Consider the following 24,994-nt stretch of genomic DNA (forward strand, 5'->3'; position numbering starts at 1 on the left):
GGTCTTCTCTATCATTTTGAATATTTTAAATATTTTATATTTTTAATCCCGAAACAAGATTGTATAATTTACCAGAATACTAGAATTAAGGGAGGCGAAATAAATTGAGGCAATTGAAAAAGTCTTTTATCTTCTTTGTTACATTGCTTTTAATGACCGTTTCTTCTGCGGCTTATGCAGAAAAGCCGGGTCTTGAAGATTTCCCGGAACCCGCAGATGTGCAGTCCTGGGAGCTTCCTGAGGATATGACCTGGGAAGATTACCGGCCGGTGCCGGGAATTGACTGGCGGACAGCTGATATTGAGCCTGAAAGAGTATTACGGGGAGCACTTGTCATTGTCGATTTTCCTGACCGGGAGTTTATTTTAAGTCAGCCGGAAGGATCTGAAGTGGCAGGCAACCCTATTGGCACCGGCAATATTCCGCGGGATGAAATCGGCCAGTTCTGGGTGGATTTCCTGAACAAGCCGCAGCCGCTGAATAATCATCGGACAATCAATGAATATTGGAGAGAAAATTCATATGGCAAATGGGCTGTTGAACTGGATTCATTCGGAACCTATCGGATGGACCACAATGAATTCCAGTACGGACTGAACGAATTCGGGCAGCAGGTCAATATGCCGGGAGAGTACCGGGCAAAAAATTTAAGAACTGAAGCAATGGAAAAGGCGAAAGCGGATATCGCCGCTTCAGGCAAAAATTACGATTTCACCTTCATCCTGCATGCCGGATATGATGAGTCAGGTATCTGGCAGGAATTTGGGGAAATGATGTTCCAGACGGCAGAAGATGTGGCGAAGGAATTCGGTCCGCCTTTTGAAGGATTTCCGAATTCCGCCAATACCCGCTATGTCCCTTGGACTTCGTGGCTTGCCGCGAAAAGCATCTGGTCCAGTGCAAGCCGGGGCGTTTCCATCCAGGGTGAAAACGATGGAATGGGAACCTTCGCTCATGAATTTGGCCATATTATGAATTTGGGGGATAACTACAACAATCCATATGGAAAGCCTGTTTCCCGCTCCTATTCCGGACCTTGGGAATTAATGAGCCGGGGAAGCTTTAATGGTCCTGCAGGGCCTCATACACGCTGGATGGTCCTCCCTACTCTGGGCGGATCAGCGCCGGCACATCACATGCTCCGGAACAAAATCAAGCAAGGCTTCTTATCGGAAGATCAGTACTTGAACATCAGCCGGGAGGAATTGGCTCAATCCGGACCTGTGTTTACTGATATCCTGGCACGTGCGGTACCGGCCGGTGAAGAGTTTGGCCGCAATGCTCTTCACGGCATCAACATCAACATGGAAGATCTGACGCCAAAAAATTCACTTGAGGACGACTGGCGTGCGGACATGCAGCGCGGGGAAAAATGGTACAACAACTATACGGTGGAAGTGGTGGACCGTGTAGGATTCGACTCCTTCACTCCAGATTCCGGCGTTCTTCTTGCCAAAACCAAAAATACGGAAGCAGCACCAAACATCTGGGTCATCGACTCTCATGCAGAAGACATTAACAAGGTTGACTTTAAACGTCCTGACGGAACAGAAGCTATGTATTCAAAAGGGGATTACAGACAGCTTTCCGATTCCCTCTTCAAAGCAGGCACAGCAGATGGGGTTGTCAGCGAATATAAGGACGAGCATAACCGTCTTCACTTTTACATTTTAAATAAAAAGCTTGATAACGAAGGAGCCCTCTCCTATCGTGTCGCCGTCCGCCATATGGATGAGTCCGGCCCGGCCGCAAGAGGCGTCTCAGCCGAAAACAGCAAAGTCCAATTTGCCGCTCCCGGCAAGGTGGCAGCCTATTCCTTCAAGGTAACCAATACGGGCAATGCTGCAGATCTCATCCGCCTGGATGCCAAGACGGAAGCCGGCTGGGAGCTCATGCTTGAGCATAATGTGATTGAAGTGCAAGCCGGTGAAACAGTGGAAGTTCCAGTTTACGTGAAAATTCAAAAAACCAAGCCTGTACCGACAAAGCTTACATTTACAAGCACCTCCGAAACCGATCCTGCCAAAACGGATACAGTTACAAGACGTGTTGGCCCTGGTGCGGGGAAATAAATGATTAAAAAAGGGACAGGCCCGCCTGTCCCTTTTCATTTGCCTACTCTCTTTCATGCAATTGGTTCTTATAAAACTTTAAAAATCCCACAAACACCATGACAGCACCAACCGTGTTGCACGCTACTCTGATCCAATTGATCATCAGAAACTCCCTTGCGGTCTGTTTCAGAAATTCCACTGAATGAACACTCTGCCCCTCAATAAACATAATTTCATTTCTCGGCCATTCAAATAGCATGGAGACGAGCCCCAGTAGAATCATGACAAGAATACTTCCCAGAACCCAGCGGCGGGCAGATTTTAGTTTCCACACCAGAATCAGCGCCCCAGCCCCAGTGACCCAGCTCGCTAACCCAAGCGGCGGGAAAAACGTATGGGGACTCGCTGCCTCCATAAATTCCATAGAGACATCAAATGATTCCGGCACGTTATGAAAAATATTCGGATACACCATAAATACCTCCAATACAAAAGCCCCCAGCATAATCAAGGTGATCCATAAATATGAAACCATAAAGAAATACGTCAGTTTTTGCTTCATTGCTTTTCCTCCCTCATCTTATGTTTCTTCTTATACTGCCAGGCAGGTACCATTACCGCGAATAAGGCAGCCAGATAAAACGGCAGAAATTTAATCCCCACTGGCTGATCGAATACATAGAAACTGATGATTCCAATTAGATTAGATAAAATAACTCCGGCTGTTAATCCGCCTGCTGCACCAGCCAATATCCAAAGCAGCAGTCCTCTATTTTTTTCTTTGGAGCGAACAGACTCCTGCGGCGTCTTCCATACCTTTCGGACCGCAGCCGCGCCTGCCCCGAGAAACAGTACTCCCGCAACCGGGTGAAACGCTCCAAGCCAGCTGATTTTCCAGCCCATATTGGCAGTGAAATACATGGCAAACAGCAGCAGGAAAACGGCCATCATTTCCTTATAAATCCGTTTAAAAAATCCTCCTGCCAGCGCACTCAGCATCATCAGCACCGGAATGGCATAGCCAAACAAATGCACAAACATTTTATGGGCGGCCCACTTGGACGGATCCCCAAAGATCGACATCCCCGCCAGCAAAAACTGAATCAGCAGGCAGCCCAGGTAAACCAATCCCAATCCTATATAACTATTTTCAGCCAATGTTCTTTTTGGCATTTTCTTCGTCCCCTCTCCTGTTTTCTTTACAAAACCCATTCTAAGCGGGGGTTCTAACAGCACTCTTATCAATTTCTTACAGAATTATTAAATCCGGAAATAGAAAAAGAACGCATAGAAATCTATACGCTCTTACCGTTTAAATCGATAGCCCACGCCCCAAACCGTTTCGATATTGTCCGGTTGGGATGGGTCTTTTTCAATTTTCTCCCTCAGCCTTCTGATATGAACTGTCACGGTTGTGACATCCCCATAGAAATCAAATCCCCACACCTGCTCGAGCAGATGCTCTTTGCTGAACACCTGGTTCGGGGAGGAAGCCATGAACAGCAGCAGGTCGAACTCCTTGGCCGTAAGGGTTTTTTCCTCGTTGTTCACAAATACTTTGCGGGTTACCGGCTGAATCAGCAAATCCCCAATCCTGATGTCCTCGTCCTTGCCGGGGCCGCTGGAAGTCAGCCTGTCATACCGTGCTATATGCGCCTTCACCCTGGCGATCAATTGATTGGGGTTAAAAGGCTTGGCAATATAATCATCCGCTCCCCGGCCCAATCCCCTGATCATATCAATGTCCTCATTTTTTGCCGTCACCATAATAATGGGTATCTCTGAAACCTCCCTGATTTTTTTGCATACTTCATAGCCGTCCATATCAGGAAGCATCAAGTCCAATAGCACCAGCCGATAAGCGTTTGTTTTTAAGCGGTCCAGCCCTTCCTGACCCGTTGCCGCAATATCTGCCTCATACTGGTTCAATTCCAGGTAATCCCGTTCGAGCTCAGCAATACTAAGCTCGTCTTCTATGATTAAGATTTTTTCCAATCATCTTCCCCCCTTTTTTTAACGTAAAAAAGATACTAAGCCCCTGTCCGGCTCCGCCACTTGCCCAAACGGTCCCCCCGTGGCCTTCAATGATTTTTTTTACAATCGCAAGACCCAGCCCGCTGCCGCCTGTGGCAGAATTCCGGGATACATCCGTACGGTAAAAGCGGTCAAATAAATGAGGCAGCTCGTCGTGTGAAACGCCAGCACCATTATCCTGAATTTCAACCGTGACGTCCTCCTCTTTTGACGACAGCCTGACCACTAGTTCTTTCTTGCCTTCCTTCATGTATTTCAAGCTATTCTGCACAATATTGCCAACAACGCGATTCAATTTCTCCCTGTCAGCCTGCACCCGATACGATTCATTCGGCTCGTATTCAAGACGGAGACTAACAGGCTGTCCCTCCAGATTAAACTGAAGCTCCTCGAGGTAATCATCAAAGTAGGACGCTAAATCCAGCTCCCTCAACTCATAAGGAACATTCGGCAAATCAAGCTTGGAATACAATAAAAGCTCCGAGATCAAAGTTTCCATATCATCCGCCTTTTTTTCAATCGTACCCAAATATCGTTCCATCTTTTCCGGCGTATTCGCCACCCCATCTGATATACCGCGGATATAGCCTTTAATGCTCGTTAAAGGGGTTTTTAAATCATGGGAAATGCTCGCAATCAATTCCTTCTGATTTTCTTCATACTGCTTTTGAATGGCTGCCGCTTCCTTCAATCGGCTTCTCATGCTTTCAAACGCCATGGCCAGCTCGTTCAGCTCATCCTTTTTCCCGGTAACCTCTATTTCTGTATCCAGGTTTCCTCCGCTAATATCATTTGCCGACTGCTTCAGCCGGAGAAGCGGAGCAATGATGCTTTTCGAAACAAGGAAAGTCAGGATTCCATTGGTCAAAACCAGCACCCCGACCAGCAAATAAATCCGAATCGACCGGAAAAATTCGAGATCCTTCTGATCCACCGTACCTTTCACAGGATAAAACAGTACATACCCAATGACCATTTCCAGCAGCAAAAATAAAACAACAGGGAGCAGCACCATCCCTATATTCGATAAAATCAATCGTTTTTTAATCGACATCCTGTCACTCCTGCTTTTTTAATAAGACGGAAACCTCTCCAGAATAAATATAAGGTTAAGTTCTAACCGAAACCTTATGCATATATTACAAAACTCTTAACAAAGTTTTATGTGCTTCCTATTATTTACTGTGAAAGCATGGGATTCTGCCCCTCTTGATGGTATGCATGTATAGAAATGACAGGTTCACAAATAATATGAAAAAACACAGAGGTATTGCTATGAAGAGAAAGAGCAACCGACTTAATGACGGCATCGGCACCTCCCATTCAATCCATCAGAATTGGGTTGAAACTTTTTCTGATTCAAATGACTTTGTTCATTATCATACTTCATCAATAGATAATCATCCATTTTGGATAGCCTATTTTCGCACGCTTATATCAGCAGACATTCTGCATAAGGATGTTCTTCCATACATACAGGGCCGCCTTTCCTTAATCGAGCTAAAAGACATCATTCCGATTCAGGAAATGATTATCACCAGCGATTCGGATGAAATCATTCAAAACATGATGAACGGCTACATGGCCATTCAATTACATCCTCATGATGAGGATTGTTTATTAGTGAATATCGCAAACAGTAAATTTCGCGATGTAGGAGTTCCAATATTGGAAGCCTCTGCAATAGGTCCTCAAATTGGGTTTATTGAGGAATTGGATATTAATATTAACCTCATCCGAAAGAGATTGCCTATAGCTGACCTTATCGTAAAGGAAATGACCGTAGGAAATTTATCGAAAACAAAAGTAGCCGTTCTATATGTGAAAGGGATAGCAGATCCGGAGAATATAAACACCGTCATTCAAAGAATTACAGACATACAGTATGAACACATCCAGGATAGTTCCTATATCTCGGCTATGATCGAGGACAATTCCAATTCTTTGTTTCCCCAATCTATTTCAACAGAAAGATCAGACAGGGTGGCAGCGGGGCTTACAGAGGGAAAGGTTATCATTGCCGTTGATGGGTCACCCAATCTGATAATCCTGCCCGTCACGTTTATGGAATCCTTTATTGCAATGGAGGATTATAATTATTCATGGATTATCAGTAATTTCTTCCGTTTATTGCGCTTTGCTTCCATATTTATTTCAGCATTTGTCACTCCTATGTATGTGGCGATCATGACCTATCATTACGAATTAATTCCAGCTCGTCTGCTGGAGCCGCTTGTTGGATCAAGAGCAACAGTTCCCTTCCCCCCTTTTCTGGAAGCATTGTTTTTAGCGCTAATGATCGAAATGGTAAAGGAGGCAGGGATCCGATTACCGCTAAAAATTGGGCAATCGTTGGGTGTCGTAGGCGGTATTGTCATCGGCCAGGCAGTGGTGGAAGCCGGATTAACCAGCAATGTGCTGCTGATTATCGTGGGGCTTGGAACATTGGCTTCCTACACATCCCCCGTGTATAAATTCAGCAATACCATCCGCTTTATTAAGTTTCCGATCATTTTTTTAGCCGCTTGGCTCGGCCTATTGGGCGTATACCTTAGCTTAATTTATATATTGATACACATACTAAGGCTGACGTCACTTGGACGGCCATATATAAGCAATTATCCTATGCGGAGAACCGCATTTCAGGACTTATGGATCAGACTCCCTTTTTCCATGCAAAAAGATAACCCCCAAAATTTAAGGCCGCAAAAAAAGAAAAAGTTTTCAGGAAACCAAAAGAATCCTGAGCCATTGAATGATTTTTACGAATAATGATATAGGGTGATTCGTTTGAAAGTGAACATAAGGCACCAGGTCTCCCCTTATTTAGTCTTTTTCATCATTTACAACTCACAGGTGGGTGTGGGGATTTTAAGTTTTCAAAGAACAATTGCAGAAAAAGCGGGATATGATGCATGGATAGGTGTCCTCGCCGCAGGATGTTTGGTTCAGGTCTTTATTTGGGTTATGTATAAATTGCTTGGAAAAGCACAAGGGGATATCATCGATGTTCACACAGCTTCCTTCGGCAATTTCCTTGGAAAATTCCTAAGCTTCTTCATCATCAGCTATTATGCTTTAGCAAGTGTGTCTGTAATGCTTAAATTCATAGAAATTATCCAGGTTTGGATGTTTCCAGCCATACCTTCCTGGATTATTTCCATGTTGATTCTAATACTTGTATATTATTGCATTTCCGGAGGATTTCGCGTTGTTGTCGGCTTGTCATTTTTATCTTTTCTTTTCCCGCAGCTATGGGTCTTAGTCCTCTATATATTTCCATTGAAGCTTGCTCATTTTTCCAATTTGGTTCCCATCATGAATCACTCCGTTATGGACATGCTGGACTCTGTTAAGAGCTCGGTGTACACCCTAGCAGGAACAGAGACACTATTAATGGTTTATCCATTTATCCGGAATCCTGATAAATCCAGAAAGTTTGCTCATCTGGGTGTGCTTTTTACTACATTGCTCTATGCCCTCTCTTCTATTGTGTCTTTCACCTTTTATAGTGAAAACCAGTTAAAAACCACCATTTGGCCTGAGCTTTCACTTACTAAAGTCATTAAGTTTTCTTATTTGGAGCGCTTTGAATATTTATATATCTCTATGTATTCAATGGTTGTCACCGCATTGATTTCGCTGTTGTTATGGTGTTCAAGCAGGGGGTTAAAGAAAATCTTTCATGTGAAGCAAAAGTATGCTTTATGGGGCCTTATTTTATTCAGTGCAGGGTTGAGTCTAATAAATAATGAGCATTTTAATGAGATGCTGGATAAATATATTACGCAGATGAATTTGTACGTCTTTTACGTCTATATCCCTCTGCTTCTGATTTATTTCACTTTGTTTAAAAGGGGGCATCAAGGTGGGTAGCCGCTCAGTATTATCGATCTTCTTCATCCTTTTCCTATCCGGGTGTTCCCTGCTCCCAACCCGTATTGTCAATGAGGTCGGGATGATACAGGGTGTGGGCTATGATTTGGCCGATGAAGGAGAGATTGAAGGGACCGTTGCCTATCCAGTCTTTAAGAAAGAAGGTTCAACAACCGAAGTCAAATCAGCATCCGGATATTCCAGCAAGGAAATAAGGGAAAAATTAAATAATGAAACACAGCTTCGTTTAGTCAGCGGACAGCTCAGGCTGGCTCTTTATGGGAAGTCACTGGCAGAAAGCGGGATCAATGATTTTATCGATACCTTAAACCGGGATCCCTTTATCGGAAGCATCGTTCAATTGGCGATTGTGGACGGGGAAACGAAAGAGCTAATGAACCTGAATAAATATCAGAGTGAGAATATTGCCATTTACCTCCAGGAAATGCTGGATCAAAACATGGAGTTCGGAACGCTTCCAAAAACCAATCTGCAAACTTTTTTATTTCAATTATTTCAGACAGGTCAAGATGCATACTTACCTTTATTAAAAAATGTGAATGGTACCATCAGAATAACTGGTTTAGCGGTTTTTAAAGATGATAGCTTTATTGCTTCCATTCCAAGGGAAGACATATTTATGTTCAAAACATTGCTTAAAAAGAACAAAAACAATGGTACGCAGGCGTTTGTGCTGGAAAATGGGGATAAGGTGGTACTGGAAACCCTTTATTCAAATCCTAAATATAAAATAAATATGGTTCAGGGAAAGCCGGAGTTTTCCATTCACCTAAAAATGAAAACAAAACTTCAGGAATATTCTTCATCTGAGAAAAAAAGACAGACTTTCGATAGTAAGAAATATCAGGATAAAGTAGAGAAGGAACTAGAAAAAAAGCTCTTACTTTCATAAATAGGCTTAAAGAGGAGCAGGTTGATCCTCTAGGGCTGGGAGCAAAATTCAGGGAGCATGACCGTGCCTTTGATGAACAACAATGGAAGATGCATTACCCAAATGTCAAAGTGTCCATAAAAGCCGATGTGGAAATAGAGCAGACTGGAACAATCAATTAACTGGATCAAAAAAAGCTGCCTGATCAGCAGCTGATTATGAAGGCTTTTGTGCCCAAGTGGTACGAAACTTGAACATCGAAATGATCATGACTGAAGATAAGATAATGGCTCCGCCGTCCGGCAGGATCCCTAACACGCCATAAACGTCATTAACTGCTGTCCACATTGATGAAGGAATCATAATAGGACCAGTGGCTTGCGTGACATTAACGATTAAGATGATACACCATAATATTTTTGAGCGGCTATTTAAAGCCAATATACCTAACGCATTTCCAGCAATGTATAAACACCCGACAATCCTAAAACCAAATGTGAATTCGATTGCTTCACCAGCAGGATCCGCTACTCCCGCCATTTGCATCATGGTTTCAATAAGTGTCGGATTTATAATAATAAAATTGTGAATGGCTGTCCCCATGGTAAAAAGAATGGAACATAAAAAAATGGTCATTTGCAGCTTTTGGGTTGCAGCTGAATCTGTTAATTGATGTTTCACTTGTGGCATTTATCTTCATCCTCTTCCTGACTCTTTATATATCAAATGTAACATGGTCCATTTATAGTATCGTGAGCCTCCGGTTCAATTTTTATCTAAGTCTTGGGATTTAGTCTATCGCAGGAAATGGACCAGAAGCTGTTCCTTAATAAAAGCCCTTTTGTTCTAGAAAAAAAAAATCCGCCAATCAGACAGCCAATATTCGCACTTTTTTTGTCACCCATAGAAAAAAGCCTTTCTCAGCGAAAGGCTTCTCTAATCTGCAAAGTATGGCCTATTAGAATCATTACCCTCTATGTTTTATCAGAAATAGGTGAGAAAGTGGGACAGAGGGACAGGTGTAATGTCCCTCCCTAGTTCGGACTCACCCACGAGATTTTCGCTTTTTGTGTCTGAAGCTCCTCCAGCCCAATGGTAAAAAGCATCAAAAAAAGTGCACAGATTCATTCTGCACACCAGCTCCCCGCCTTACACCAACCCTATTTATTTTTGCCTTCCATTTTAAAAAGGATCTGATCCAGCTTTTCTTCCATTCGCTTTAACCTGTCGTTTCTTCTCTTGAAAATAAAAAAGAAGATGACGAGAATTCCAGGAATGGCCAATAAAAAGGCAAAAGCTGAAATATAAAATCTCCGGCATTCCATCCGGCCAGAGCCAATGTGAACAAATTCATGATGGCTCCCCTTTCCGGGATGACATGGTTAAGGTATATAGCTGCCTGAGGGATACTACTAGAGCAAAAACAGCCAAAGCATTGGTTACGGAAAAGAAATCTATGTCCGTCAACATGTTTCTGATCATTAATAATATTGCTATGACAGAAATGATAATGGCCGAATAAAAATCAAACCTGCTGCTATTTTCTTTCAAAACCGGCTCCACCCCTTTTTGTAAGTTTACGATTTTGCAGGAGAGAAAGTTTCATGTTCAGCCATAAAAAGGGACAGGTTCATTTTCCCCCATCCCTCTGGGACAGTTGACCTGTCCCGTTGTCCCACTTGCACTATTTCTCTTTCAACATTGAATACTTACGATAAGCTTTATAGAAACTGATGCAGAAGAACACAGCCATAAAGAGTGGAAGCAGCCTTAAAAGGACAAATGGAGCTCAAATAAAAAGGCTTTCCAAAATAAGGAACCTTCCATACTCCAAAGACCTTCTGCTAAATACAAGCCTGAATCCTTATAAATCATATAAGAAAAAAACAATAACAGTAACCCTAAACCAGATGAATAACCCATCAGCCTTTTATAATAATGACTCTCTGATTGGCGATCCGAGAAGATTTGGCTTTGTCCATCATCCTCTTTTTGCCAATATCGAATTCCGCCAAGCCATGGCCCATCTATATAAGCCCAGCCAAAATCTTCATATAATCCTTTGTAACCTTCAAATTTTTTCTTTGAAAAATAATCCTGATAATCGAGCCGCATCACATATTTCTTGTCTGTTTTTTCGAAAGTGTATATGCCCAAACCGCTAATATTTGTGCAGCGATAGCCTTTTTGCAATTGTTCGTTCAGCCAGTGCTCCTCTTTTTCAATATCAAAAAACATCTTAAATCTTTTCATTCGATTCACTTCCTTCGTACAGGGATAAAATATGCAGCAGCCTGTTTTGTTCGACTTTCAAAATTTTGCTTCCTTCCGCAGTTATCATATAAACTTTTCTCCGGCCTGACTCTCCAACAGGTTCGATCCAGCCATGCTTATTCAAGTTCTCAATCGCACCGTATAATGTACCAGCTGCTAAAATAACAGTGCCATTACTTATCTCTTCTATCTTCTGCATCACGGCATAGCCATGGAGCGGCTCACGCAGAGCCAATAAAATGTAATGCATGGTTTCAGACAACGGTAATAATTTATGTTTCATATTCCCACCCTCTATTCAGTTCAGCTATATAGTTCAACTTAATAACAAGATAATACAGTTTAACTGAATAGTCAACAACCATTTCATCTTAGTCAAAGGAACTTTAAGTAACTATTTAAAAAAGCCGCTTTCCTTACGTAAGGGAAAGCGACTTTTGGTGTAGTTTATTCATTTAAATGGCCCCATTGTTGAACACAAGTTAAACCTTGTATCTGCCAACTTGCTCTCGCTGGTGAAAGAAGAATAAATGGCAAAAATACATCAATCTCTATCAGCAGCCATTGGAGGCTGTTCAAACCATCCTTTTTCAAGCATGATCTTTGCAGCACTCTGGACAAAATGTGAATTTTTCATTGTTGCCTTCAAATAAACCATCCCTACATCTCGCCGGCCATTGACCGCCACTGAATTTCCGAAGGCTCTAAGTTTTATTGAAAACATATCCATCTTATGGAAAATCATGATTTTATCAGAAAAAGGCGAGAAAGTGGAATTGGTTATTAAGTCATCCAGATAAGGTGGAGAAGGCAAATCTTCATCATGCAGTTTTTGCCTATAACTTTCAATATTTGTTGTGGTAATTTCTTTTCCCTTCTCAAACAATTTGCGTATCTTTTCATCCTTTGCCACTTGGGCAAATGCCAAAATGAGCGCTTTACTTGTCACATTATTTTCAATATTATCGTAAAAATGGGCGATTTCCATTGCATGCAAAGGGCGTTTATCTCCAAGGTAGCCGGTTAAAAAATCTTTATGCACAAATTCCGCTTTCTCAGGAACTGGAATGATTGGGGGTTTAATGATCAGCCCTTTATGTATTAATATATCTTTGATTTGCTCCATTAAGTCCATGGTGCTATCCATGCAATGCCTAAAAAATTCCTTTACGTCCTTTCTGTACATAAGAGGGATAGCAATACTATAGATACTCAATCCGGCTTTAGCCGCATACTTTAAATAGTGGACGTAAAATTCATCCATAAACAGTCTGGGAGCACCTAAATTTACATCCTCTTCCGTAAAACCTTTAGGGATGGGAAACCCCTCTTTCTTGAAAATATCTTTAATGGTCTCCAAAAATTCTTCTGACAGCTGCAGGGCATTTTCCAATAAGCTTTTAATGTCTTTATCTTCAACATGCTCCAGAAAATACTTTAAAAAACATGATGCCATGCTGTTTCCCATATATGTGGCCCATAGCTTGCCCATTTCTGCTGATGTTAATTGTTCCGAGCTATTCGGATTATGAGAACTTAATTTAATGAGTTTAATTTTTTTCATGACAATCCCTTCTTTTTTACTTACTATCTCCTTTCTTTAAATTCGTATACTTTAAATTTTGTCATAATTAAAGCTGCTATTTTGGGATGATAGGGTTAGATGTCAAGCAAAAGACAAATTCAATGGGAACAATGATTCGGGTTAAATGAAACTTATTTCAAGGGGAAACCGTACAAATAGTTATAAGCAAAAAGGGGCTGGAAACATTGTTTGAATATAAGTTCGTTAAAATAGAGTTTAAAATACTGTCTGGTAAACCTAAAGAAGATTACCGAGAAGTAATTCAAAGTCATGCAGAAAAAGGATGGCGTTTTATTCAAGTATTCTCTCCTGACTTTGTAACTTCAGGGGTTGCGGCAGGTACTTATTATGAATTAATTTTTGAAAAACCTTTGGAGAAGATGAAAAAGTAACCCGATTTCACACACTTAACTAACTCAGCACTAGATTTTAGAAAATAAATTAAAAATGAATGGAGGATTCCAATATGACAAGTACCACTCTATTATTAATAGCTTTGGCATCTATAGTTATATGGATATCATTATCCATAGAGCTAATGAAGCCTTCAAATGAGCAGAATAGCCGAAAAATAGTTATTTTAACAGCTGCAGGTTCTGTATCAACTTTAGTTCTAACCATTCCACTTCTTCAAAATATCTTTTTTTAGGAAAAAGGAAAGTTAGTATGTACACTTCAAATGGAAACCGCTGTCCATGTCTCAATAAGCCTCAACTTATATAAGAAAAGGGAGCTGCCGATCCCCACTGGATTAACAACTCCCCGCTTACTTATGGAATAGTATCTTCCTGTTATTTGGAAATGAGATATTTTTCTTTAAAATTGACCAAAGACGTGCCTGCTTCGGGCTCTATTTGTAAATTCCGCCTCTCTATTTGCAATTTCATCCTCTCTATTTGCAGGTCCACTCCATCTATTTGCAAAACCATTCTTCCCGCGCTGACTGCACTCGACTATTTGCAAATTCACCCATTCTATTTGCAATTTTGCTCTCTCTATTTGCAAATTTCCCCTCTCTATTTGCATGTCCACTCCATCTATTTGCATATTGATATTCAATTTGCAAAAAAAGCTTTCCTATTTGCAAATTCAGCGTTCTATTTGCAGATCCTCACCATCTATTTGCAAAATCCCCTCCAGCCAGCAGTCACCCCAAAAAGAAAACCCGGCTCCTCCAAGGAAGCCGGGTTTCCCCATACTATTATTTATCTTTCTTTCCTTTCCCTTTACCAGGCTTTGCCGGGCCATCAGGGGTTTCGTGGTTTTGCGGAGGCTGTTCGCCTTTTTTCAGCTTGTACAGTTCGACCGTTTTGGTTGTTTTGTTGCCGGCCAGGTCCTCTGCTTCAAACGTGAAGACGTTTAAGCCTTCTTTCAATGATAGTTTAATCTTTTTGAATTCCTTTTCGATGCCTCTCATTGCATAAGGCTCCTGGAATTCCTGGTAGAATAGTTCGCTGCCGTCCTGGTAGAAGCGAAGCTGGTCAAAGTTATCTGTCACGGTGATGTTGATGACAGGGTCTTTCTTGTTATGCTTAATGTATTTGCTTGAAGGCAGTCCATCAATATCAACCGTCGGGCCAGTCGCATCGACGATGATTGTGCGCTTGAAAGAGATCGCATTATTTGCAGTATCCACAGCCTTCACTTCCAGGCTGTGAACACCATCTTCAAACGTCATCACTGTTTCAAATTCATATTGACCTTTTTCTTCGTTGTAAGTTGTCTCAATAGGTGTTCCGGCAATGGTGAATTCCTTCATGCCAGACTCTTCTTTAATATGGCCGCTGACAGTCAGTTCATTGGTGTTGTACACTTCAAGGGCCTCAGGCTCTTCTAGGTACACGTATGGAACAGTCTTGTCATTGCTCACTTCGCCCACTTCCACAGTTGCTTCGGAAGAGTTGCCGGCAAAGTCATAGGCTACAACCTTAACATTGGCGCCGACTTCCAATTCTTCCGGAAGATCAAATTCTTCTGTATCCCCGCTTAGTGCTTCATCCAGAATAGACTCTTCATCTACGAAAATATCAATATACGAAATGCCTGAGCCTTCAGGGTTGTCAGCAGCTTCCAGCTTTAATGCTGTGTTGCCTTCGATAAGGTCAGCCTGAACGCTTGGCGCAGCCGTGTCCACTTTTACAGGGATTTTCACGGATTGCCATTCTGCCCCTGCATAGTCGATGACAGACTTAATCTCGTAATAGTACTGTCCATCCTCGGCAAGCTGGTTGCTGACTTTTCCATCCCAGCCCCAAGACGGATTTAGCGTATAATTCGCACTCCGGCCGCCATCAAAATAATGCTTGCGGAGGCTGTTTTCCGTACGCAGCTTACGTAACGTTTTTCCATCCTCATCTGTAATCGCGAATTCTACTTGTTTCGCATTTCGCAAGAATGAAAGAACCGGAATCAATTGATCCTGAACTTTGTCCCCGTTCGGTGAAATCGCGATTGTTTCACCGCTGAATGCATCGTTTACCGGATCATATCCTAAGTAAGAATAGCCCTCGGCAGTCTCAGAAACAGCTCCTGCCATTCCGTAGAAGGAACTCTCATCATACTTCATGCCATCAAGGATTGGAGCCTTGTCCCAATCTCCCTTGAAGCCAACATAAGGAACCGTTAATTGCGGGTTCACGTCAGTTGAGTCTGTCAAAGTGACATACCCTTCAACAAAATATCCATTCGGGAATACCTCGTTGATGTCACTAGGAGTTTCCCAGTTTCCTGTCTTCGAAGGATCTAACACTTTTGCATTGCTGACATCCACACTTACTTTAAAGCTTACAGATCCATTCGCAGGAACGGTTACCTCTGCAGAATCCTGGCCTTCCACTTTTACAGAAGCATCTAAAATGTTCTGAGCTTCAAGCTCATCCGCTGCCCAGCCCATTTCTTCATAGGCTGCAAAATCAGTCTGCAGATTCGCTGCTACATCGTAAGCCACATCTTCATTACTGAAGTTTTGTGCTTTTAATGTGAATTCAAATGTATTGCCAACCTCTTTTAAAGCCACTTTCCCTTCATTCGTTGAAGTCTCCGTTACGATAACAGGAGAAGATAATGCCGAATGAAGCTGCATGATGCCGGAACCTTGTCGGCGTGGGGAATAAGGGATATTCCATTCAAATGCACTGTTGACGGTTCCTTTATCAATGACTGGTGCCGCTGTATTCATCATGAGGTTCTTCGCTACGTTGACACGGTCAAAGCCGGTTACGCCAAATTCTGTATCCACACGCTCAAGAACAAGTGCCGCACCTCCGGAAACGTGAGGAGCTGCCATGGAAGTACCGCTCATCATACCGTACTGGTTATTCTCAAGAGTAGAGTAAATTTGTCCGCCCGGAGCTGTAATCTCAGGCTTAAAATCCAGGTTAGGCGTTAATCCCCATGAAGTGAAGGCGCTCATTTTGCCTGCTTCAGGATTTGCTGATTTTGTTTTTTCTCCGTTAAAAGAAAGCGTGACTGTCTCGCCATCCTGAATGGCTGCTGCAAGCTTGTCTCCATCTGTCTTAAGCATGAACAGCTGCGGGATGGTAATGGACGGATCGCTTGCCATGTTGACATAACCGTCAGCATTATTGTAAATAATGACGCCAACAGCACCAGCTGCCTGAGCATTCATCGCTTTATCAACAAATGCCAATTCTCCGCGCTTGATTAATGCGTATTTTCCAGCAACTCCGGAAAGCTCTTCAGGTTTGCCCAGTCCGCCGTATGCCACCTCAAATGTTTTCTGTTCAACATCGTTCGGATGGACATTGCCAGCTGATAAAAACGCAGCTTTTCCGGACTCTTCACCGAATTGATAGTTCACTGCATCGAGATCCATGAAGCTATTTTCAATGGATGCTACTTGCAAAGAATCATAGGATACACCAGGTGATCCGCTAACGCCGATATCCGGGTTTTCACTGCTTGGATTCGCAAATCCATTTCCAAAGTGAGCAGAGTTCCCCGCAGAAATAGACATTAAAATGCCGTTTTCCACTGCTCTGGCAATCGCTTTTTGCTCAGCTGATTCAGGGCTGACGAATCCAGCTGTAGAACCAAGGCTCATGTTCAGTACATCTGCTCCAAGTACAATCGCATCATCAATCGCCTTTACATAAATATCACTGTATGTAGAAGGCATATTCGGATCATTTCCGAATACTTTAAGCGCAAGGATCTGGGCTTCAGGTGCTACCCCTTTAATGCCGCCGTTCTCCTCATCACCATTCGCTCCGACAGTTCCGGCAACGTGCATTCCATGCATGGAAGCATCCGGGCCGATATCACGGATTGTGTCATTTTCATCCATATAGTTGTAACCATATGGTACTTTTTCAGAATAATATTTTCCAAGAAGGCCGTTATCTTTTTTAAACTTGGAGATTTCCGCCTTCGTTAATTCCTTTTCTGATTCATCGGCTAAAACCATATCACGGTGAGAAGGATCCATACCGGTATCAATGACACCGACTACCATGCCCTCACCTTTAAAGCCATAATCACGCCAAGCTTCCTGAGCTTGTACGAGCTCTTTACTGTATAGCATATCCGGTTTTTCCTGCGGCTTTTCGTACTCGTTTACCACTTGTACTTCCGCCACTTCCGGCATTTCTTCTACAAGCTCAATATCGCCATACATCATCTCAGCACTAAAGCCATTTACGATTGTAGTAAAGCTTTCGCGCTCAATCATCTTCACTTTATTCTTTTTGGCACGATCCTTTACCTTCTGCTGTTCAGACAGCTTTTCATTTTTCAGCTTCTGCTTTGTTGCATCTGGAAGTTCTTTATACTTCTTCTTTTGCTTTTGGGCATAAAGGACAGATGGCTCTGTCTTCATCTCCACGATGACCCTGACAATATCTGTTTTCTTGTATTGCTTGTCCAGATCACTTTTCTTTATTTCCTGGATGGTCTTGCGGTTTTCTTCTCCTTTGGTGTTCGGTGTTTTCACAGGCACAACGGCTGCAGATACCGAACTGGAGAAGATTAACATGAACATTAATAAGGCCACTGCTGATCTTTTAATCCTCATTCCCTACCTCCTAGTTATATTATTCTGAATTTTTTTAATACACTATAAAGGTACCAAAACCAAAATTTTCATATAAGGATCAAAAGACCTGATTAGCAACTTTTATAACAGGAAATTAGATCTATTTTTCTCGAAAAATGCTGTAGAAAAATTTCATATTTTAACAGAATTTGAGACTTAGCTGGGACAGAGGGACAGGTTCTTTGTCCCGATAAAGGGCACTGCTAAAAAAGGCATAAACCAGACAGCATCAGATGGGCTGGTCTATTTGCAAGTTTTAAGATTCTATTTGCAGATTCAGGCTTTCTAATTGCAGGTCCTGTCCATCTATTTGCAGATTGATATTCAATTTGCAATTAAAGCTTTCCTATTTGCAAATTCAGCGTTCTATTTGCAGGTCCTATCCATCTATTTGCAAAATCCATACCTCTGCAGATTCCATTTATCAAAACACTCATTAAAATGGATATTTATGTTAATATATTACTTGGGTTCCTTAAACCGATCCAGCTTTATGATATTTTCATGCTGTCTAAAAGAATAAGTACCATACAAAGAATAACAATAAGCATCCAGAACACATCCGCAGCAAAGTTCATACTACTACCACGATTTAAGTATTTGCCCTATTTTAAAAGGAAAGCGGTGAAAAAATTGAGTAAGAATAAACGAATATTACTAAGTCTATTTGCCATCCTCATTTGCCTTGCGCTATTTGTGATTGGAATCCTATTTGCCGAAAAAATGCCTTTACTTACCGTGCTGGGGATCGCCGGACTTAGCGGAATCTATTATGTTGTGTTCCGGCTTGTGAAGACATCAGCGGAGATAGAAAAATAGCTTAGATGAAAAGGAGATACACATGAATACATTTAAAATATCATAGCCACAAAAGAAGAATTTGCGTTTTTTCGGGAGGAAATCGGCCAGCCGAGTGCGCGTGCCGCCGGCAAAGTTATTTCTTTCATCGATGAGCACTGCATTAATTTTATTTCCAAGTCGCCTTTTTTAACGATGTCCACTTCAGATGCAGCCGGGAAATGTGATGTTTCGCCAAGGGGTGATGCCCCTGGGTTTGTGACAGTTCTTGATGAGCAGCATCTATTTATTCCGGAACGGCCGGGCAATCGAAGAATGGATACCGCTCATAATCTTATCGAAAACCCCAATATTGGTCTTCTTTTTCTCATACCAGGGCTTGGAGAAACACTAAGAATTAACGGTAAAGCGTACATATGCCGTGACCCGGAGCTTTTAGAAATGAGTATAGCCAATGGACGCACTCCGCTATTTGGCATTTTAGTAGAAGCAGAGGAATGTTTTATCCATTGTGCAAAAGCATTGATCCGATCGGGGTTATGGAACGGGGAGTCATGGCCAGCAAAAGAAGCCCTTCCTTCTGCCCCTGCTATGCTGGCAGCCCATACCAACCTGCCGAATCAAACCGCTGAACAAGTGGCGAAGGATCTTCAGGAAAGTTATAAACACAGATTGTATTAAGGGTAAATAAACGATGCGGAAAAATGAACCTGAACAGATTTGCTGGTTACATTGTATTTAGCATATTAACTCAAAACAAAAATCGGCAGCTTTTTTTGCTGCCTTTTCTTATGGTTTTTACCCCTCCTCATGTAAAGAGTGTTCCAGGTTACCTAGTGACCCAGATGTTTTTCGTACTGAACAAGTAATCTCATGTAATCAGCTGGCGGTTTTATGTCCGGCTTTAATTGTTTAACGATTTTAAGGGCTGAGTCATGCTTTAATCCATATCTCTGCATATAAAAAGCAGTAATAACAAAACCCAAACGCTCTTTGCCAATGGTATCATGTATTAAAATTCTATGTTTTAACTCCATAAGATGATTTAACTGTTTCATAAGTCTAAGAACCCATTCTATAGTAGGAGCAACCCGAACATTAAGTGGAGCCCAAATCATAATTCTCCCAAAAAAATCAAAAGGAGGCTGGTCTGGTTTAGTTCTTAGATTAACAATTGCAGTTATATTTTTTTTTATAAAATCCCAGTCTGCTGAAGAAATCTTCCCGCCGATATAGAGCCTTTTTGGAATCATTTCAATAAAACTCATTTTTGACTCACCTCTTTTCATCCAACTCCTTCTAAAAAATAAAAAGGCAGCCAAGACTGCCCTTTCTCTACTCCTATTGAGTTTAAAATTAATGCCGAATGCAAATTTACCTAAAGCCCATCAGTATTAATCAAAGTCATTTTCTTCTTCAATTTTTAATACTTTTCCTGTTTTTGCAATAATCTCTACCTCGAATAATCTGTTATCTGGTGTTAAAATAAAAACTTCATAAACTAAGACACCATTTTCTAAATCCATATCTACATGTTGAATTTGTCCCGGTACATTTTTAAGAGCGATCTCTTGAGCCTGCTCCTTTGTAATTCTTTGTCTATATATTGGTTTGGGGTTGCCATAATAATAATTTTCATACATTTGAAAATTCCCTCCTCATCCTTACATAATTCAACCTCTTTTATCCATATGTATGTGACAAACTAAAAGTGCTAATCCATATCTTTTTTAACTTACCTCAGTTTGTTCAAAAAGAAAAAGCCGCCAAAGATGGCAGCCGTTCTTAAAGCAATATTTGTACAATCAAATTTCAGTCTATATCGCTTCTATACTTCTCAGGTAATAACTCCATTACATTACACTTTACCAATTCACTGTTATAAGAAATGATGACATCCGTTTCTTTGCCGTAATCACTAATTAACTCTCGACACATACCACAAGGAGCAACCACCCAGCATTTCTCTATATCCTCGTGTGGGTGAGGATGGGCCACTGCTACTATTGTTTCAAATTCGTGTTCACCTTCAGATATAGACTTGCCAATAGCCATTGCTTCACCACATACAGTTATTCTCCCAACATTCGCTTCAACGTGAACTGCTGAAAATACATTACCAGATGTTGTTCTGACTGCTGAACCAATGTGATGCCGTCCATACCTGTAATTCTTTTCAATCACTTTTTCTGCTTCTTTTATCAATTCATAGTCTTTATCTTCCAAAGGTCTTACTTTTAACATAAAAGATCTCCCCCATCTACTAGTCCACCGTTATCTTAATACATATCCTTCTGAGTAAAATTCCAAAACGCCACAGCCAGGCAGCCTGCCGTCCAAACCCCAAGCACGGTCAGCGAAAACGACAGAGACATCCCTTCAATCGGCGGAGCCTGCCCTTCCAGGTAGTTAATCAGATCAAAGTTCAAGTTCACTAGGTATTTGGAGCTGGTCCAGCTTGAGCCGATGGAAGACAGCAGAGTGCCAGCGATTAACACAGCCATCATGGCCCCAATTCCCGTCGCTGTATTTTTCAACAGGACGGAGATCATCAGGCTTATTGTTCCAACTACCGCTGTTACCACCCATGCAAGCCCAGCTGACATCAGCAGGTATTTCCACATTGGCAGGGTATGAATATACTCCGATGAAAACTTCCCCGATGTAGAAGCTTGGAATCCGGTTAAGATAGGTGCAGTCCAGCCGTCATATCCGAGGACGATCCCTGAAATTCCATAGCAGACGATTACCGTAACCGCCATCAGCATGGAGGTATACAGCAGCACCGTCAGCCATTTCGCCATCAGGATCCGCCACCGCTTAACCGGCCGGGACAGTAAAGTTTTGATTGTGCCATCATTGTATTCCCCGCTCACAATATCTGCCATGATAATGATAATGAATAACGGCAGGACAAGCGTGATTCCCTGTGATAAAAAGATGCGGATAAACGTAGGGGCTCCAGGATAGTTCGGGTTGATATCATTGTCCAGATAATACTGCTTTTGCTTCAGATCAAATTCGAGGAACTGTCTGAACTCGTCCTGAATCCCGCTCGATGCCAGCCGATTTTGCCGGTCGACAATTTCCTGCTGAAGCTCCACCCGCCAATCCAGAGTGCCCTGCTTTTCGATTTTCTCCTGTATCTCCCGGTATTGGGCGTATGTAAACATCGACACCAGAATGACTAATATAACGCCAACAACCGCGAGGCGTTTTTTGGAAGCGATCTTCATCACTTCATTGCGAATCAGGCCAATCATATTCGGATTAGACAATATGATCGCCTCCTGTCAAACGGATAAATAGATCCTCCAAGGTCTGCACTTTCCTTTCAATCGTCCATACCTCAATGCCCGCTTTCATGAGTGCTTCATTGAGGATTGAGGTTTTGCTTTCATCCATCAGCGTATGTATCGTATGGTCATCGGACAGTTCTGCCGCCTGGACATGCAGGGATTCCTGTAAAATAGCTAGCGCACGGAAAGAATCACTGACTCTCCAGTCCACACCGGCAGACAGTGCACCAACCAGATCACTCACACTGCCGACCTTTACGATTTTTCCATGGCTCATAATAGCCACACGATCTGCCAGCAATTCGATTTCACTTAAAATATGACTGGATACGAGAACCGACAGACCCGTTTCATCGACCAGCTTTCTGATAAACAGGCGAAGATCCTTGATTCCCATCGGGTCCAGTCCATTCGTTGGTTCATCCAGTATCAGCACATCCGGCCGGCCCAGCAATGCCTGAGCAATCCCCAGCCGCTGCCGCATCCCTAAAGAATAGGTCCGCACCTGATCATCGATTCTGGCCGTCAGATCCACCAGATCAATGACTTCCTGTATCCGTTCATCATCCACACCGGGCAGCATCCGGGCAAACATCTGCAGATTTTCACGGCCGCTTAAATACTTATACAGCTCCGGATTTTCGACAATCGAACCAAGGCGCTGCATAGCCTGAACGAATTGCTTTCTTACATCAAAACCGCAAATGTGAATCTTTCCGGACGTTGGCTTAATGAGCCCGACAAGCATCCGGATCGTAGTGGTTTTCCCGGCGCCATTCGGACCGAGGAATCCAAAGACTTCGCCTGGATAAATGTCAAATGATATATTATTAATAATTGTTTTCTTTCCAATAATCTTCGTTACATTTTCTAATTGTACTGTTGGCTTTAAACTCACAGCATCACCCCTGTTCTATTCTAACTAAATCTTCGAACAATAACTCTTTTGAATACTCCAGTTTGGAAAAAAATTGATACAATCAAATTAGAAGGAGAGGTCAAAACATGAAAAAATGGATGTGGCCGTTATTTTTCACCCTATCCCTTGCCCTGACAGTTCTGTTTGGATATGGACTTGCCAGTGCCTATATGGATGTAACCAGCCCGCCCCGGGGGAAAAATTTAGAGAAAACAGAAGATAATCCTGCCACACCCGGCGATGCCTACGTCGCCCTTGGAGATTCATTAACAAGAGGTGTCGGCTCGTCGAAAGGAGAAGGTTTTGTCTCGCTTGCTGGAAAAGAGCTTAAAGAAAGCAATATCGTAGATCGTTTTCAAAACCTTGGGGTGCGTGGCGCCAGAATTGAAGATTTATTAACGCAGCTCGAACAGAAGGAAGTCCAGAGATCTATTAAAGAAGCCAAAATAATCTCCATCACCATTGGAGGCAATAACCTTTTTAATAGCGGGAAGATTCTGGAGAAATATTCAGAGGAAACCGCCCTGGGCATCGTAAAGACAGAAATTCCGAATCTGGAGAAAACATTCAAAAGCATTCGCGAAACCAATCCGAATGCCGTCATCGTCTATATGGGACTTTATAATCCTTTCAAGCAATCGTCCAATGGGGACTCATTTGATTCCGTTATCCAAAAATGGAATGAATCCGCCCGGACATTAGGATTGAAATACCGTGTTCAGGTAGCGGATACCTTCAATCTGGTTACAGATGCCAAACGCGACCTGTCCAGTGATGTCTTTCATCCGAATGATGCTACATATCAACAAATGGCGGAAAGCCTGTCACTTGTTTTTGAGAAAAATATCGTTGAATAAACTGAAAGGTGAATCTGCAGCAGATGCGCAGATTCACCTTTTTCGCTATAAATCTACTCTTCACAAATCTCTAATATCCGGTTTATTGGACTGTACCCGGTTGATATTCAAGACCTTTGGATCTGCTGCATCCGTATTGTCTATTTTGCAGATGATACACCATCTGCCTTTTACTTTTGAAGTTAACGGAACTTCTATATCATCCCCGTTGCCGGTTTTGACGAGGACGCGGCCATCGTATCTGGCAAAGTTCTCCCCTTTTGAAATAAAGCCGAGAAACCGGAAAATATTCGTGGCAATGATGACTGAGTCCAAATCCTTCAGTGTTTTGATCGTCAGGTTTTCTGAATTGTTTCCAGACGTGTTTCCGACACCGGAGTCTCGATCAAGCTTAATAAATGGAGAGGCATGGAACCCGCCCTTATTGCCAAAATAAATATGTCCAAACTGGCCTGTTTTGGTTTTATAAAAAGCATGCAGATCCAAATCAACACCCTTTGTCCATTTGAGTCTGACTTTAACATTTTCAATTTTGGCTGCCTTTCTGAGTGAAACCCCTTCTCCTGGCTTATCCAATGTAATTTTTCCAAGCTTAATCGGCTGCTGCTGAGCAGCTGGCTCGGGCACTATAGGCGGTTCGGGTTTTACTGCAGTCTCTTGTAAAATAGGACTTTCTATTTCCAGCGCAGGTGCCGCCTCACAAGCGCCGCTCTCCTGCTCTTCTTCCACTTCAATCCCAAAATGATTGCACAGTGCAGCTAGTCCGCCGGAAAAACCGCCGGTATTGGCTGAAAACTTCCAATCTCCGTTTCTATTATATAATTCCCCCAATACTAAAGTGTTTTCAATCGTAAAAGATCCCAGCTTATATGTAATCAGTTCTTCCCCTGTTGCTGCATTGCTGAATAAAATAGAAGCATTGTTCATTTCTGAGAAGGTCTGATTCTTTTTATCACCTTCATAGATGGTCAGCGTAAAAACAAGCTTTTCGATAGATGATGTTATTAAAGGCAAATTAATGTGAAATATTTCTGTGCTTCTGCCCGTCTCTGCAATCACAGAATGCTGTACAGATTGATCTGTTGAAACACTATTGCCATAAAAAATCATAGAGGAATCATCCGGGCAATAGCCATTTTGGTCAGCCATGAATACAGCTGCATCTATATCAAAAGCTTCAGGACTTTCCCAGCTGATCCGGATAGCAAGCTGCGATAAATCTGGCCTTGTTTTTGTTATATCAATGCGGGAACCTTTTTGAATGTCGGCTGTCATATTTTCTGCTCCTTTATTACCTGTTTACTGATATGATAGCTCATTCGACCAATAACTTCCATATTCAAGGATATCTTC

The 24,994-nt window shown here is 42.2% G+C and carries 25 protein-coding genes and 1 pseudogene; 9 read left to right on the forward strand and 17 right to left on the reverse strand.

The window, feature by feature from the left end; all coding sequences use genetic code 11:
• Positions 1–104: 104 nt before the first annotated feature.
• A complete protein-coding gene (locus AC3WTL_RS15520; protein WP_492369714.1) occupies positions 105–2,072 on the forward strand; it encodes a M6 family metalloprotease domain-containing protein in 1,968 nt (655 codons plus the stop codon).
• Between the two features lie 43 nt (positions 2,073–2,115).
• On the opposite strand, the gene AC3WTL_RS15525 is transcribed toward AC3WTL_RS15520, so the two are convergent.
• From AC3WTL_RS15525 to AC3WTL_RS15540, 4 genes are all read right to left on the reverse strand, one after another.
• Positions 2,116–2,616: an anthrone oxygenase family protein gene (locus tag AC3WTL_RS15525; RefSeq protein WP_095244211.1), complete on the reverse strand. Its 501-nt coding sequence runs from the start codon at positions 2,614–2,616 to the stop codon at positions 2,116–2,118.
• Positions 2,613–3,227 (reverse strand): DUF5957 family protein, encoded by a 615-nt coding sequence (locus AC3WTL_RS15530; RefSeq protein WP_286137290.1) that lies wholly within the window; start codon positions 3,225–3,227, stop codon positions 2,613–2,615. The genes AC3WTL_RS15525 and AC3WTL_RS15530 overlap by 4 nt, the downstream gene beginning before the upstream one ends.
• 132 nt (positions 3,228–3,359) lie before the next feature.
• On the reverse strand, positions 3,360–4,049 hold the full coding sequence (locus AC3WTL_RS15535; RefSeq protein WP_095244209.1) for a response regulator: 690 nt from the start codon (positions 4,047–4,049) through the stop codon (positions 3,360–3,362).
• Positions 4,015–5,142: a sensor histidine kinase gene (locus AC3WTL_RS15540; RefSeq protein ID WP_142301771.1), complete on the reverse strand. Its 1,128-nt coding sequence runs from the start codon at positions 5,140–5,142 to the stop codon at positions 4,015–4,017. Before AC3WTL_RS15540 ends, AC3WTL_RS15535 begins: the two co-directional genes overlap by 35 nt.
• Positions 5,143–5,363: 221 nt before the next feature.
• On the opposite strand from AC3WTL_RS15540, the gene AC3WTL_RS15545 reads away from it, so the two are divergent.
• Genes AC3WTL_RS15545 through AC3WTL_RS15555 form a run of 3 tightly spaced genes read left to right on the forward strand, consistent with a single transcriptional unit; the run spans position 5,364 to position 8,877 of the window.
• On the forward strand, positions 5,364–6,860 hold the full coding sequence (locus AC3WTL_RS15545; RefSeq protein ID WP_492369715.1) for a spore germination protein: 1,497 nt from the start codon (positions 5,364–5,366) through the stop codon (positions 6,858–6,860).
• A gap of 24 nt (positions 6,861–6,884) precedes the next feature.
• Positions 6,885–7,964 (forward strand): GerAB/ArcD/ProY family transporter, encoded by a 1,080-nt coding sequence (locus tag AC3WTL_RS15550; protein ID WP_286137298.1) that lies wholly within the window; start codon positions 6,885–6,887, stop codon positions 7,962–7,964.
• Positions 7,957–8,877, forward strand: a complete 921-nt coding sequence (locus AC3WTL_RS15555) for a Ger(x)C family spore germination protein (RefSeq protein WP_492369716.1) — start codon at positions 7,957–7,959, stop codon at positions 8,875–8,877. The genes AC3WTL_RS15550 and AC3WTL_RS15555 overlap by 8 nt, the downstream gene beginning before the upstream one ends.
• A 195-nt stretch (positions 8,878–9,072) precedes the next feature.
• Here the strand turns inward: AC3WTL_RS15555 and AC3WTL_RS15560 are convergent, their stop codons facing one another.
• The 6 genes and pseudogenes from AC3WTL_RS15560 to AC3WTL_RS15585 form a co-directional block, all read right to left on the reverse strand.
• Positions 9,073–9,546 carry a hypothetical protein gene (locus AC3WTL_RS15560; RefSeq protein ID WP_095244205.1) on the reverse strand — a complete coding sequence of 158 codons (474 nt, stop codon included), beginning with the start codon at positions 9,544–9,546 and terminating at the stop codon, positions 9,073–9,075.
• A gap of 529 nt (positions 9,547–10,075) precedes the next feature.
• Positions 10,076–10,210, reverse strand: a complete 135-nt coding sequence (locus AC3WTL_RS15565) for a hypothetical protein (RefSeq protein WP_286137289.1) — start codon at positions 10,208–10,210, stop codon at positions 10,076–10,078.
• Positions 10,207–10,407 (reverse strand): hypothetical protein, encoded by a 201-nt coding sequence (locus AC3WTL_RS15570; protein ID WP_095244204.1) that lies wholly within the window; start codon positions 10,405–10,407, stop codon positions 10,207–10,209. Before AC3WTL_RS15570 ends, AC3WTL_RS15565 begins: the two co-directional genes overlap by 4 nt.
• Positions 10,408–10,540: 133 nt before the next feature.
• Positions 10,541–11,109: pseudogene (locus AC3WTL_RS15575) on the reverse strand (DUF2812 domain-containing protein).
• A complete protein-coding gene (locus AC3WTL_RS15580; RefSeq protein WP_095244203.1) occupies positions 11,096–11,413 on the reverse strand; it encodes a PadR family transcriptional regulator in 318 nt (105 codons plus the stop codon). The pseudogene AC3WTL_RS15575 and the gene AC3WTL_RS15580 overlap by 14 nt, the downstream one beginning before the upstream one ends.
• Before the next feature lie 261 nt (positions 11,414–11,674).
• Positions 11,675–12,694 (reverse strand): DUF3231 family protein, encoded by a 1,020-nt coding sequence (locus AC3WTL_RS15585; protein ID WP_095244202.1) that lies wholly within the window; start codon positions 12,692–12,694, stop codon positions 11,675–11,677.
• 206 nt (positions 12,695–12,900) lie between these two features.
• Between AC3WTL_RS15585 and AC3WTL_RS15590 the strand changes: the two genes are divergently transcribed.
• Complete coding sequence (locus tag AC3WTL_RS15590; protein WP_095244201.1) at positions 12,901–13,107, forward strand: DUF4177 domain-containing protein; 207 nt, start codon at positions 12,901–12,903, stop codon at positions 13,105–13,107.
• Between the two features lie 74 nt (positions 13,108–13,181).
• Entirely contained in the window at positions 13,182–13,364 is a 183-nt protein-coding gene (locus AC3WTL_RS15595) for a hypothetical protein (RefSeq protein WP_095244200.1), read from the forward strand.
• A 552-nt stretch (positions 13,365–13,916) separates the two neighbouring features.
• Here AC3WTL_RS15595 and AC3WTL_RS15600 read toward each other — a convergent pair.
• Positions 13,917–17,747: a S8 family serine peptidase gene (locus AC3WTL_RS15600; RefSeq protein WP_492369717.1), complete on the reverse strand. Its 3,831-nt coding sequence runs from the start codon at positions 17,745–17,747 to the stop codon at positions 13,917–13,919.
• Positions 17,748–18,392: 645 nt separating this feature from the next.
• On the opposite strand from AC3WTL_RS15600, the gene AC3WTL_RS15605 reads away from it, so the two are divergent.
• Positions 18,393–18,587: a hypothetical protein gene (locus AC3WTL_RS15605; protein WP_370460153.1), complete on the forward strand. Its 195-nt coding sequence runs from the start codon at positions 18,393–18,395 to the stop codon at positions 18,585–18,587.
• A gap of 39 nt (positions 18,588–18,626) precedes the next feature.
• Positions 18,627–19,247, forward strand: a complete 621-nt coding sequence (locus AC3WTL_RS15610) for a pyridoxamine 5'-phosphate oxidase family protein (RefSeq protein WP_492369743.1) — start codon at positions 18,627–18,629, stop codon at positions 19,245–19,247.
• A gap of 152 nt (positions 19,248–19,399) precedes the next feature.
• Here the strand turns inward: AC3WTL_RS15610 and AC3WTL_RS15615 are convergent, their stop codons facing one another.
• The 5 genes from AC3WTL_RS15615 to AC3WTL_RS15635 form a co-directional block, all read right to left on the reverse strand.
• Positions 19,400–19,855: a dual specificity protein phosphatase family protein gene (locus tag AC3WTL_RS15615; protein ID WP_095244196.1), complete on the reverse strand. Its 456-nt coding sequence runs from the start codon at positions 19,853–19,855 to the stop codon at positions 19,400–19,402.
• A 105-nt stretch (positions 19,856–19,960) separates the two neighbouring features.
• Positions 19,961–20,209, reverse strand: coding sequence for a PepSY domain-containing protein (locus AC3WTL_RS15620; protein WP_095244195.1), 249 nt, complete (start codon positions 20,207–20,209; stop codon positions 19,961–19,963).
• A 169-nt stretch (positions 20,210–20,378) separates the two neighbouring features.
• On the reverse strand, positions 20,379–20,810 hold the full coding sequence (locus AC3WTL_RS15625; protein WP_492369718.1) for a cytidine deaminase: 432 nt from the start codon (positions 20,808–20,810) through the stop codon (positions 20,379–20,381).
• A gap of 35 nt (positions 20,811–20,845) precedes the next feature.
• Positions 20,846–21,829, reverse strand: a complete 984-nt coding sequence (locus tag AC3WTL_RS15630; RefSeq protein WP_492369744.1) for an ABC transporter permease — start codon at positions 21,827–21,829, stop codon at positions 20,846–20,848.
• Between the two features lie 7 nt (positions 21,830–21,836).
• The gene (locus tag AC3WTL_RS15635; protein WP_492369719.1) at positions 21,837–22,763 is read right to left on the reverse strand and encodes an ABC transporter ATP-binding protein; all 927 of its coding nucleotides are present in this window, start codon (positions 22,761–22,763) and stop codon (positions 21,837–21,839) included.
• 107 nt (positions 22,764–22,870) lie between these two features.
• Here AC3WTL_RS15635 and AC3WTL_RS15640 point away from each other — a divergent pair, with 107 nt between their 5' ends.
• Positions 22,871–23,641: an SGNH/GDSL hydrolase family protein gene (locus tag AC3WTL_RS15640; protein ID WP_492369720.1), complete on the forward strand. Its 771-nt coding sequence runs from the start codon at positions 22,871–22,873 to the stop codon at positions 23,639–23,641.
• 60 nt (positions 23,642–23,701) lie between these two features.
• Here the strand turns inward: AC3WTL_RS15640 and AC3WTL_RS15645 are convergent, their stop codons facing one another.
• A complete protein-coding gene (locus AC3WTL_RS15645) occupies positions 23,702–24,916 on the reverse strand; it encodes a TerD family protein (protein ID WP_492369721.1) in 1,215 nt (404 codons plus the stop codon).
• Positions 24,917–24,994 lie beyond the last annotated feature (78 nt).

This window comes from Cytobacillus sp. EB106-05-05-XG126 (genome assembly GCF_058791715.1).